This is a genomic window from Gammaproteobacteria bacterium (assembly GCA_013214945.1).
In the GTDB taxonomy this organism is placed as follows: domain Bacteria; phylum Pseudomonadota; class Gammaproteobacteria; order Enterobacterales; family Psychrobiaceae; genus Psychrobium.
On record JABSRT010000046.1, the window covers coordinates 1 to 12,518 of the forward strand.

General features: G+C 42.2%; 12 protein-coding genes. 11 read left to right on the forward strand and 1 reads right to left on the reverse strand.

Annotated features, from left to right (window positions below; translation table 11 throughout):
* The 3 genes from HRU23_20035 to HRU23_20045 all read left to right on the forward strand — a co-directional run.
* Positions 1-65 (forward strand): elongation factor Tu (locus tag HRU23_20035; protein ID NRA56431.1); only part of this gene is annotated, 65 nt, incomplete at its 5' end.
* A 525-nt stretch (positions 66-590) separates the two neighbouring features.
* Positions 591-1,226, forward strand: a complete 636-nt coding sequence (locus HRU23_20040; protein NRA56432.1) for a 3'-5' exonuclease — start codon at positions 591-593, stop codon at positions 1,224-1,226.
* Positions 1,227-1,311: 85 nt separating this feature from the next.
* Positions 1,312-1,626, forward strand: a complete 315-nt coding sequence (locus tag HRU23_20045; GenBank protein NRA56433.1) for a pyrimidine/purine nucleoside phosphorylase — start codon at positions 1,312-1,314, stop codon at positions 1,624-1,626.
* 16 nt (positions 1,627-1,642) lie between these two features.
* Here HRU23_20045 and HRU23_20050 read toward each other — a convergent pair whose 3' ends face one another.
* Positions 1,643-2,575, reverse strand: coding sequence for a GGDEF domain-containing protein (locus tag HRU23_20050; protein NRA56434.1), 933 nt, complete (start codon positions 2,573-2,575; stop codon positions 1,643-1,645).
* A gap of 348 nt (positions 2,576-2,923) precedes the next feature.
* On the opposite strand from HRU23_20050, the gene secE reads away from it, so the two are divergent.
* From secE to HRU23_20090, 8 genes are all read left to right on the forward strand, one after another.
* Positions 2,924-3,307, forward strand: a complete 384-nt coding sequence (gene secE, locus HRU23_20055) for a preprotein translocase subunit SecE (protein ID NRA56435.1) — start codon at positions 2,924-2,926, stop codon at positions 3,305-3,307.
* A 4-nt stretch (positions 3,308-3,311) separates the two neighbouring features.
* Entirely contained in the window at positions 3,312-3,884 is a 573-nt protein-coding gene (gene nusG / locus HRU23_20060) for a transcription termination/antitermination protein NusG (GenBank protein ID NRA56436.1), read from the forward strand.
* A gap of 192 nt (positions 3,885-4,076) precedes the next feature.
* Positions 4,077-4,505: a 50S ribosomal protein L11 gene (rplK, locus tag HRU23_20065; GenBank protein NRA56437.1), complete on the forward strand. Its 429-nt coding sequence runs from the start codon at positions 4,077-4,079 to the stop codon at positions 4,503-4,505.
* Between the two features lie 4 nt (positions 4,506-4,509).
* Positions 4,510-5,214, forward strand: a complete 705-nt coding sequence (gene rplA / locus HRU23_20070; GenBank protein ID NRA56438.1) for a 50S ribosomal protein L1 — start codon at positions 4,510-4,512, stop codon at positions 5,212-5,214.
* Positions 5,215-5,545: 331 nt separating this feature from the next.
* Positions 5,546-6,040, forward strand: a complete 495-nt coding sequence (rplJ, locus tag HRU23_20075; GenBank protein ID NRA56439.1) for a 50S ribosomal protein L10 — start codon at positions 5,546-5,548, stop codon at positions 6,038-6,040.
* 102 nt (positions 6,041-6,142) lie between these two features.
* Complete coding sequence (gene rplL, locus HRU23_20080) at positions 6,143-6,508, forward strand: 50S ribosomal protein L7/L12 (protein NRA56440.1); 366 nt, start codon at positions 6,143-6,145, stop codon at positions 6,506-6,508.
* Between the two features lie 331 nt (positions 6,509-6,839).
* Positions 6,840-10,868, forward strand: a complete 4,029-nt coding sequence (gene rpoB, locus HRU23_20085; GenBank protein NRA56441.1) for a DNA-directed RNA polymerase subunit beta — start codon at positions 6,840-6,842, stop codon at positions 10,866-10,868.
* Between the two features lie 98 nt (positions 10,869-10,966).
* Positions 10,967-12,518, forward strand: a 1,552-nt coding sequence (locus HRU23_20090; GenBank protein NRA56442.1) for a DNA-directed RNA polymerase subunit beta', incomplete at its 3' end; no start/stop codon positions are given.

Here is a 12,518-nt window from a genome sequence, read left to right on the forward strand (position 1 = left end):
GCTTTGCAATCCGTGAAGGCGGTCGTACCGTTGGCGCTGGTGTTGTAGCTAAAATCATCAAGTAATTTTAACTTTATCGTTAAAATTGATGATTGAAAAAAGGTCGCGCAAGCGGCCTTTTTTAATGCCTATAGAAAAGTAACAACAAAAGTAAGTTGTCGACTTGGCGCCATTGACGCAGTCAATGCGTGATGTTCGTGTTGGTAACAATGTCAGGGTTAGTGGCCTTTGTTATGTTCACGACTAAATAGATTTAGGAAGTAGAGCTAAGCATGGATGCCTGAGGCGAGGATGAACGAGTGGATAAAGTGCTTTTGCACTATCGACACTTGTGTTATCCACATCAAAATAAATCGAACTGTTTGTCTACATTAATTTTATCCATGCTTAACCAGATTATGAATTTAATATAATAGGTATAAATGCTTCCATTGGATTAACTCGGTTATCAACCACAGCCCGTTTTGTTGATAAAACAAGCAAAGGTAGGGTTGATTAAAAGCGCTGATCATAGCGCTAAAAATTAAAGCGGTAACTTAACCATTTTATGCTTAGAATAGGCGTAGATTTAGTAGGATGTAGGAATGAAAATGAATAGTTCTTTAAATGCGATGGCAGATAGTTTGGTTATTTTAGATTTCGAAACCACTGGGCTGTCGCCAACTCAGGGAGATCGGGCGATTGAAATCGGTGCCGTGCGGATCGTCAATGGTGAAATCACCGATCGCTTTCAGGAGCTAATGAATCCAGGGCGGCGCATTAGTGCCTTTATTGAGGATTACACTGGAATTAGCAATGAAATGCTAATTGATGCAGCGCCTTGTCATGAAGTGATGGCACGCTTTGCTGACTTTATCGGTCAAGATAATTTAGTTGCTCATAATGCCTCGTTTGATAAGCGATTTTTAGATGCAGAATTGGCGTTAATTAATCGTGATTATCCCGGTGACTTCACGTGCTCATTGCTGTTGGCACGTCGCTTATATCAAGAGGCGCCTAATCATAAACTCGGCAGTTTAATTAGCTATAAAAATATTGCTAGTGAGGGAGCCTTTCACCGGGCATTATTTGATGCTGAAATGACCGTGAAACTGTGGATGGTAATGCTTGACGATATTAATGCTGATTTTGGCATTAGCAACGTGCCATTTAGTTTGATTAAAAAAGTGACAAAAACGCCCAAGAAATCTGTTAATGATTTACTCAGCAATTGGACGGCAACTTAAAATCCAATTTCCTTAGACTAAAGATTACTATGCATAACTGGTTTCAATGATAGATTATCGGCATTAAATATTATAGGAACCAAGTATGACTGAATTTAAAGATGTAACGGCTATTGCTCAATCGAATGTTTATTTTGATGGTAGGGTCGTGTCACACCAAATTATTTTAGCTGACGGTACGAAGAAAACGTTGGGCGTAATGATGGCCGGCGAGTATACCTTTGATACCGCAGTTGCAGAGATAATGGCTGTGACATCGGGTGAAATGAATGTGTTGCTGCCAGGTGCTAACGAATGGCAAGTATTTAAAGCGGGTGAGTCATATCAAATAGCCGCTAACTCACAGTTTAGCCTGAAAATTAGTGATGTTTGTGATTATGTTTGTTCTTATTTACCGTAAGAAAATCAGGTGTGAGTTAGGATAATACTTCAGAGGTCGTCATCACCATATTGCGGCCATTGCTTTTCGCCAAGTGCAATGCTTTGTCAGCCATCGCCACTAGTAGTTGCGAGTTAGGCTTATCGAGTTGTGACGGACTGCTAACCCCGATGCTAACAGTAATGCTGATTTTATTGGCTTGATAATTTATGGCCATATCATTGACATGCGAGATCAATTTTTCGGCAAACCTGATCGCGGAATCAAGCTGTGAGCTAGTGGTAATTATCGCGAACTCTTCACCACCATATCGCACAAAAATATCACTTTGCCTTAATGTTTGACTGATAGTTTTAGCGAATTGCTGCAATACATAGTCGCCGCAATCGTGGCCATGCGCATCGTTGACTTGCGAAAAGTTATCAATATCGAGCAGCAGAATTGAAAAGTGACTTTGATAGCGTTGGTAGCGATTAAGCTCTTTGTCTAAACTTTCAATGAAGTGGCGTTTATTACGCAAGCCAGTTAAAGGGTCATGAGTCGCTAATCGTTGTAATTCATTTCTGGCAATTTTGTGTTGTTTTATTTCTTGTTTTAGACTCTGGGTTTTTTTCGCCATCATCTCATCGCGTAGTTTTTTTTGTGCCGCAACTGAGCTCAGCAGTTGTTCTATTCGCCACAGTGCAATGGTGCTGATTAAGCTTAACAGGATAAAGATCGAGATATGGGTGATGATGTTTTGTCGTTGTAAGGTATCGAGCGCCACCTGTTGTGCGGACGGTTTAACGATAGGTGCCGATTGTTCACTCGCTTCACTAATTATTTGTTCGTTAGCAAGCGGTATAACAGCGTGCTCGATAAGACCATTATTCCACTTATATGACGCGTAGGTAAAGCCAAGCCAAACAATAACAAGGAGAAAAATAAGCGTCGAATTACGTGATAAATTCGCAGTTAGTTTATGCTCCATATTCCTCAGTTTCCTGCCTGAAAATAATTAATGAATAATGCTATTAATCACGATTCTACGTTGAATTTTTATAAAACGGTAGCGATTTATAATGCAAACCAATTGAGGGGAACGGTAGAAGGTCATAACAAACACCGAAAATTGGTTTAAATTCACGCAAGTTTTGTAAACGGCCTTGCTATATTAACTGGTTAGATTTACAATAACCCGCTAATTTTGAGCCCTGTTTTAACAGGGCTTAATTTATGGGGTTTGGAATATCGGCTCCGGCTGGGATTAAACTCCATTGTTAAATCGCACCGAGATTATTTATCATCAGATAGCAATACAAGATTGGGATTGTAGTTAATGAATGCAACAAATACTGAAGAGCAAAGCGGGTCTATGGATCTAGTGAAATGGATACTTGTTATCGTACTACTGGCTAGTGCCGTAGTTGGAAACTATATCTATGGTGAAGAAATATCGCTGTTAATTCGTGTTATTGGTGTCTTAGCTGCCATCGGTATTGCTGGTGCAATCGCGACACAAACAGAAAAAGGTCGTACAGCGGTCAGTTTTGCTAAGGAATCTCGCTTAGAAATACGTAAAGTTGTATGGCCAACACGTAAAGAAGCTACTAACACCACATTGATTGTATTAGCTGCAACAGCCTTTATGGCATTGGTCCTTTGGGGACTCGATGGCATTTTAGTGCGCGTTGTTGGTTTTATTACAGGCATTAGGATTTAATACTATGTCAGACGAAAAATCAAAGTCAGACGAACAACCAAAAGCTAGATGGTATGTTGTTCAGGCTTTTTCAGGCTACGAGCAACGTGTTCATAAGACACTTATCGAGCATATCGCTATTCACGAAATGGAAAGTCTTTTCGAAGAAATTCTAGTACCAACCGAAGAAGTGGTTGAAATGCGCGGCGGTCAAAAGCGTAAATCAACGCGTAAATTCTTCCCAGGTTACGTGTTAGTTAAAATGGTGATGAACGAGGACAGCTGGCACTTAGTCAAAAATGTTCCTCGCGTGATGGGTTTCATTGGTGGTACCAGTGATCGTCCTGCACCTATTTCTCAAAAAGAAGCCGATAATATTTTACAACGCTTACAAGATTCTATCGATTCGCCTAAGCCGCGTACTTTATATGAAGTGGGCGAAAGTGTTCGCGTTAATGATGGTCCTTTTGCTGACTTTAATGCGACCGTTGAAGAAATCGATTATGAGAAGAGCCGCGTTAAGGTTTCTGTGCTTATTTTCGGTCGTTCAACACCCGTTGATCTTGAATTCGGTCAAATCGAAAAAGACGATCACTAATTGCAAAAATTTGATGGATTGCTCATTTTTTGATTGAATTGTGAGTAATTCACTTGGCAGGGCGGCGAGTTGTGGTTTATAATTCGCCGCCCTTAAATTTAGCATTGCGTTGTGCAACGCTAAATCTAGTAACGGGAAGCTAATTGTTACGTTAACAAATTGGCGTTATACCCACATAATAGGAATACTATCATGGCTAAGAAAGTCACAGCTTATATCAAGCTACAGGTTGCCGCTGGTAAAGCGAATCCGTCACCACCAGTTGGTCCTGCACTAGGTCAGCACGGTGTGAACATCATGGAATTTTGTAAAGCGTTTAACGCAAAAACTGATTCTATGGAAAAGGGTGCTCCAGTACCTGTAGTTATCACTGTTTATGCAGATCGTTCTTTCACGTTCGAAACTAAAACTCCACCTGCTGCTTACCTTCTTAAGAAAGCTGCCGGTCTAAAAAGCGGTTCAGCTCGTCCTAACACGGACAAAGTTGGTACGGTTACTCGCGCTCAGTTAGAAGAAATCGTTGCTACTAAAGCAGCTGATCTTTCTGGTGCCGATTTAGAAGCGAATATTAAATCTATTGCCGGCTCAGCTCGTGCAATGGGTCTGAACGTAGAAGGATAAGACAATGGCTAAATTAAGCAAGCGTATGAAAAACATCCGTGAAAAAACGGACGTTTTAAAGTCGTATGACATCAATGAAGCTGTTGCTCTTCTTAAAGAACTAGCTACTGCTAAGTTCACAGAAAGCGTAGATGTTGCGATCAACCTTGGTGTTGATCCACGTCGCTCAGATCAAAACGTTCGTGGCGCTACTGTATTACCACACGGTACTGGTCGTAACGTTCGTGTTGCTGTGTTCACACAGGGCGCAAACGCTGAGAAAGCTAAAGAAGCTGGCGCTGATTTAGTAGGTATGGACGATCTAGCTGCATTAGTTAAGAAAGGCGAAATGAACTTTGACGTTGTTATCGCTTCTCCTGACGCAATGCGCGTAGTTGGCCAGTTAGGTACTATCTTAGGCCCACGTGGTTTAATGCCTAACCCTAAAGTTGGTACTGTAACTCCAGACGTAGCGACAGCGGTTAAAAACGCTAAGTCAGGTCAGGTTCGTTACCGTAACGACAAGAATGGTATCATCCATTCTACTATTGGTAACGTTAGCTTTGACGACGTTAAGCTTAAAGAAAACCTTGAGTCTTTATTGGTAGCTCTTAATAAAGCTAAGCCATCAGGCGCTAAAGGTACTTTCTTCAAGAACATTACTTTATCTACAACTATGGGTGCTGGTCTTAAGATCGACATCGCTACAGTTGAAACTAAAGCAATCTAATTTTTAGGGCGTGTGATCTCAACAGTTGTTATTTGTAACAATTGCTGTATAATTTTGCGCCCTAATGGGTTGGGATTTGGTGTAATAGTTTACTATTTTAACCAAACTCCCGTCCAAGACCGTAGGAGCCAAGCTATTTTACATAGCGAAGCTTAATCCTATATTCAAACGAATCCACTTTGGTGGTAACACAAGAATATAATCCTACGCAGACGGTGTGAATCCAAACATTCCTATGTTTCGGCTTTTACCGTGTTCACGCTCTTAATCATTTTGATTGGGGGTTATTATTACTTCCGGATTTATTCGGAGTGAACCAGGAGTTATGCCAATGGCATTAAGACTTGAAGACAAAAAAGCAATCGTTGCTGAAGTCAATTTGGTCGCCAAAGGTGCTCTGTCTGCAGTAGTTGCTGACTCTCGTGGTGTTACACTAGGTGCTATGACTAGTTTGCGAAAGCAAGCTCGTGAAGCAGGCGTTGTAGTAAGAGTTGTTCGTAACACTCTAGCTAAGCGCGCACTAGAAGGTACTGATTTTGAATGTCTAACCGACGTTTTCAAAGGTCCTACTCTAGTAGCATTTTCTAGTGAACACCCGGGCGCTGCCGCTCGTATTTTCAAAGATTTCGCGAAAGCTGAAAAGAACTTTGAAGTACTTGCTGCTGCATTCGAAGGCACTATTTGTGACCCAGAAGTTCTAGCTACGCTTCCGACATACGACGAAGCAATTGCAAGACTGATGAGCGCTATGAAAGAAGCCTCTGCTGGCAAACTTGTTCGCACAATTGCGGCAGTTCGCGACCAGAAAGAGCAAGACGCAGCTTAATTCTTATTCTGTTTTTCAGAAAAGAATCTGTGTGTTGGTTAATTATTTTTTTAGAACGAAGACTCAAACTGAGCTTTGTTCAAACTATTAGGAATGTATAAAATGTCTGTATCTAAAGACGATATCCTAAACGCTGTTGCTGAAATGTCAGTAATGGACGTTGTAGAACTAATCGAAGCAATGGAAGAAAAGTTTGGCGTATCTGCAGCTGCTGCTGTAGCTGGTCCTGCTGCTGCTGGCGAAGCTGCTGCTGAGCAAACTGAATTTGACGTTATCTTAACTTCATTCGGTGCTGCTAAAGTACAAGCTATCAAAGCTGTACGTGCTGCTACTGGTCTTGGTCTTAAAGAAGCTAAGACTATGGTTGAATCTGCACCTGTTGCTGTTAAAGAAGGTCTGGACAAAGCTGAAGCTGAAGCTCTTAAGACTACTCTTGAAGAAGCTGGCATGTCAGTTGAACTTAAATAAGGTTACCCCTTATTTAAGAGCAGCCTAGTTGCTCGTAGCAATGCGATGATTAGGTCGGGCTGGTGATTATTTAATCACCAGCCTTTTTGCGCTGTTGGAGTTGGTAGTTTTTTACACTGTTTATACCTTCTTCATTTGATACTTATTTTGTGAATGTCATACTTTAATTAATTGTTTATTAAAGTTTTTTACTTAATCTAGTATTCAGTCCCTACCAGAGATTACTGGGTAGGTTCTTACCAATAGTGTTTTTTATTATTTTCGCGGTTGTTTGATCCCTTCGGGTTGTATCGAGCAGCAGTTGTCAATCGTCAGCTAATTGAGGAAACCAATGGGTTACTCTCATATCGAAAAAAAACGTATCCGTAAGGACTTTGGTAAGCGTCCGCAAGTGGTTAAAATTCCACAGCTTTTGGATATCCAAAAGGACTCTTTCGCCAGATTTATTACAATGGATCCGACCGGTGAACTAGGTTTAGAAGCCGCGTTCAGATCTATTTTCCCAATCAAAAGCTTTTCTGGTTACGCAGAATTGCAATATGTCAGCTATAAGCTAGGCACTCCAGTATTTGACGTTAAAGAATGTCAAATCCGTGGCATCACATACAGTGCGCCATTACGAGTGAAATTGCGTTTAGTATTGATGGATCGCGATGCTCCAAAGGGCACGATCAAAGATATTAAAGAGCAAGAAGTCTACATGGGTGAAATCCCATTAATGACTGACAATGCAACTTTTGTTATCAATGGTACTGAGCGTGTTATCGTATCTCAGTTACACCGTTCTCCTGGTGTATTCTTTGATCACGATAAAGGTAAAACACACTCTTCAGGTAAGATTTTGCATAACGCTCGCGTTATTCCTTACCGTGGCTCATGGTTAGATTTCGAATTCGATCCAAAAGATGCAGTCTTTGTACGTATCGATCGTCGTCGTAAACTACCTGCGTCAATCATTTTACGTGCCATGGGCATGGAAACTGAAGAAATTCTAGAGTTGTTCTTCGATACGACTGGCATTGCGATTAAGCGCGGCAAGATGATTATGGATTTAGTTCCAGAACGTCTACGTGGCGAAACAGCAATGTTTGAAATCAAAGATAACGAAGACAACGTTATTGTCGAAATTGGCCGTCGTGTAACAGCGCGCCACGTTCGTCAAATGAACAAAGCAAAGCTTGATAAAATTGAAGTGCCAACTGAATACGTTATTGGTAAGATCATCAATAAGACCTATGTCAATAAAGACACAGGCGAAGTGATCATTAATGCCAATGATGATATTACGTTAGAGTCACTTGCAGCATTATCAGAAGCTGGGATCAAGCAGTTCGACGTTATCTATTTCAACGATTTAGATAATGGCCCGTTCATGTCTGACACCTTGCGTGTTGATTCAACAAGTAACCGCTTAGAAGCGTTAGTTGAAATTTACCGCATGATGCGTCCTGGTGAGCCACCAACTAAAGACGCTGCTGAAGGTCTGTTCGAGAACTTGTTCTTCAACGGCGAGCGTTATGACTTGTCTAAAGTCGGCCGCATGAAGTTCAATGCTCGTGTTGGCAGTGATGTTGATCTTGGTGTTGGTGTTTTATCAAAAGATGACATCATCTCAGTGATGAAGACTCTAATCGCTATCCGTAATGGTAACGGCGAAGTTGATGATATCGATCACCTGGGTAACCGTCGTATTCGTTCTGTGGGCGAAATGGCAGAAAACCAATTCCGTGTTGGTTTAGTTCGTGTTGAGCGTGCAGTTAAAGAACGTCTATCATTAGGCGATCTTGCTGAAATCATGCCACAAGATCTTATTAACGCTAAGCCTATTTCGGCTGCCGTTAAAGAGTTCTTCGGCTCTTCACAGCTATCTCAGTTCATGGATCAAAATAATCCATTATCTGAAGTAACGCACAAGCGTCGTATCTCAGCTCTTGGGCCTGGCGGTCTAACGCGTGAACGTGCTGGTTTTGAAGTTCGAGATGTACACCCGACTCACTACGGTCGTTTATGTCCAATCGAAACGCCAGAAGGACCGAACATCGGTCTAATCAACTCGCTAGCATCTTATGCTAGAACTAACGATTACGGTTTCTTAGAAACTCCTTATCGTAAAGTAGTTGATGGCATTGTTACTGATGAAGTGTCGTACTTGAGCGCAATCGAAGAAACTAACTTCGTTGTTGCACAAGCATCCGCTATTTTAGATAAAGATAACCGTCTAGCTGAAGATATGATCGCTTGTCGTACTAAAGGTGAATCAACCTTTATGACGGCTGATCAAATTCACTATATGGATGTATCACCACAACAGATTATTTCTGTTGCGGCATCAATTATCCCGTTCCTAGAACACGATGATGCTAACCGTGCCTTGATGGGCGCGAACATGCAACGTCAGGCTGTTCCAACATTACGTGCTGATAAGCCGTTAGTTGGTACTGGTATGGAAAAAGTTATCGCGACTGACTCTGGTGTTACCATTGTAGCGTTGCGTGGCGGTGTGGTTGATTATGCTGATTCTGGTCGTATCGTAGTTAAGGTTAATGAAAATGAATTGATCGCTGGTGAAGCCGGTATCGATATCTACAACCTAACTAAGTACACCCGTTCAAACCAAAATACTTGTATTAACCAACGTCCGCTAGTTACTGCTGGTGAGCCTGTGGTTAAAGGCGACGTAATGGCAGATGGTCCTTCAACGGACATGGGTGATTTGGCTCTTGGTCAAAACATGCGCATCGCATTCATGCCTTGGAACGGTTACAACTTCGAAGATTCGATCTTGGTCTCTGAGCGTGTAGTTCAGCAAGACCGTTTCACCACAATCCACATTCAGGAACTAACCTGTATCGCTCGTGATACTAAGTTAGGCAGCGAAGATATTACTGCTGATATTCCTAATGTTGGCGAAGCAGCCCTAGGCAAACTTGATGAGTCTGGCGTTGTTTACATTGGTGCTGAAGTTAAAGGCGGCGACATCTTAGTGGGTAAAGTTACTCCTAAAGGTGAAACGCAACTGACTCCTGAAGAAAAGCTATTAAGAGCTATCTTTGGTGAGAAAGCGTCTGACGTTAAAGACAGCTCTCTTCGTGTTCCTAACAGTGTTAGTGGTACGATTATCGACGTTCACGTATTTACTCGTGACGGCGTTGAGAAAGACAAACGTGCACTTGAAATCGAATCAATGCAGCTTAAAGAAGCGAAGAAAGATTTAACTGACGTCTTCACTATTCTTGAAGATGCAATCTTCGAACGTGCTGAAAAGTTATTGATTGCCAATGGTTTCGATGCTGCAGAGCTAACAGCTATGCCTCGTCGTTTATGGTTAGAGCAAACACTTTCTGATGAAGCTAGCCAGACTATGCTTGAGCAGATTGCTAACCAACACGTAGAAACTAAGGCTGATTTCGACAAGCAATTTGAAAACAAACGTCTTAAGATCACTCAAGGTGCCGATTTAGCACCGGGCGTACTTAAGATTGTTAAAGTTTATCTTGCAGTTAAGCGTCGTATCCAGCCAGGTGATAAAATGGCTGGTCGTCACGGTAACAAAGGTGTTATCTCGCTGATTTGTCCAATCGAAGATATGCCACACGATGAAAATGGTCGTACTATCGATATCGTACTTAACCCGTTGGGTGTACCGTCTCGTATGAACATCGGTCAGATCTTAGAAACTCACTTGGGTCTTGCAGCTCGCGGTATCGGTGATCAAATCACTGAAATGCTAGCACAGCAACGTCAAATCAGTGAACTTCGTGACTACATTCAGCGTGCTTATGACTTAGGTAACTGTCATCAGGTAGTTGATCTTAAGACATTCTCTGATGAAGAAGTTATCCGTCTTGCTAAGAACTTGCAAGGTGGCATGCCAATGGCAACGCCTGCGTTCGATGGCGCGGTTGAAGGCGAAATCAAAGAAATGCTTAAGTTAGCTGGTTTACCAGAGTCAGGTCAAATGACCTTGTATGATGGTCGTACTGGTGATGCATTTGAGCGTCAGGTAACTGTTGGTTACATGTACATGCTTAAACTTAACCACTTGGTTGATGACAAGATGCACGCACGTTCAACTGGTTCGTACTCACTAGTAACTCAGCAGCCACTTGGTGGTAAAGCTCAGTTCGGTGGCCAGCGTTTCGGAGAGATGGAAGTATGGGCACTAGAAGCATACGGTGCCGCTTATACCCTTCAAGAAATGTTAACTGTTAAGTCTGATGACGTTAACGGTCGTACCGAAATGTATAAAAACATTGTTGACGGTAAGCACGAGATGAATCCTGGGATGCCGGAATCATTCAACGTATTGTTGAAAGAAATCCGCTCTCTAGCGATTAACATCGAGCTTGTAGAAAAGTAGACCCAACCACGGCGCCTAAACTAACCTTAGGCGCATGGGTTGAAATTCGAGATTGTGGTGAGCAGAAGTGCTCGCCCTAACTCCTCCAGGAGATAAAAGTGAAAGACTTACTGAAGTTTCTTAAGCAGCAAAATAAGACCGAAGAATTTGATGCAATCCAAATCGGTCTAGCGTCACCAGAAATGATCCGTTCATGGTCATTTGGTGAAGTTAAAAAGCCAGAAACCATTAACTACCGTACGTTCAAACCTGAACGTGAAGGTTTGTTCTGTGCTCGTATCTTTGGTCCAATCAAAGATTACGAATGTTTGTGTGGTAAATACAAGCGTTTGAAGCACCGTGGTGTTATCTGTGAAAAATGTGGCGTTGAAGTAACGCAGTCTAAAGTTCGTCGTGACCGTATGGGTCATATCGACTTAGCTAGCCCAGTGGCTCACATCTGGTTCTTAAAATCTTTACCGTCACGTATTGGTCTATTACTGGATCTTACGTTGCGTGATATTGAACGTGTTCTTTACTTCGAATCTTTCGTAGTAACAGAGCCAGGTATGACTGATCTTGAGCAATCTCAGATCCTTACCGAAGAAGAATATCTAGATGCCTTAGAAGAGCATGGCGATGAATTCGAAGCGAAAATGGGTGCAGAAGCAGTTCTAGCACTTCTTGGCGCACTTGAATTGCCACGTGAAATTGAAGAGATGCGTGAAGAATTGCCTTCAATCAACTCTGAAACTAAGCGTAAGAAGATCACTAAGCGTCTTAAGTTAATGGAAGCTTTCCACGAATCAGGTAACAACCCTGAGTGGATGATCATGACTATTCTTCCGGTTCTACCGCCAGATTTACGTCCACTAGTTCCACTAGACGGCGGTCGTTTTGCGACTTCTGATCTAAACGATCTATACCGTCGTGTTATCAACCGTAACAACCGTCTAAAGCGTTTGTTAGATCTAGCTGCTCCAGACATCATCGTACGTAACGAAAAGCGTATGTTGCAAGAGTCTGTTGATGCGCTATTAGATAACGGTCGTCGTGGTCGTGCTATTACGGGTTCTAACAAGCGTCCGCTTAAATCTCTTGCTGATATGATCAAGGGTAAGCAAGGTCGTTTCCGTCAGAATCTACTTGGTAAGCGTGTTGATTACTCTGGTCGTTCGGTTATCACCGTTGGTCCTACTCTGCGTCTTCATCAATGTGGTTTACCTAAGAAAATGGCCCTTGAATTATTCAAGCCATTTATCTACGGTAAATTAGAACTGCTTGGCATGGCTACCACCATCAAAGCAGCTAAGAAGATGGTTGAGCGTGAAGTACCTGAAGTTTGGGATATCTTAGAAGATGTTATCCGCGAACATCCGGTTATGCTTAACCGTGCACCTACTCTTCACAGACTAGGTATCCAGGCATTTGAGCCAGTACTAATCGAAGGTAAAGCGATTCAGCTTCACCCATTGGTTTGTGCGGCATACAACGCCGATTTCGATGGTGACCAAATGGCGGTCCACGTACCGTTAACTATTGAAGCACAGCTTGAAGCTCGCGCGCTAATGATGTCGACTAATAACATCCTTTCTCCTGCGAACGGTGAGCCAATCATCGTACCTTCTCAGGATGATGTATTAGGTCTTTACTACCTAACGCGTGATCGTG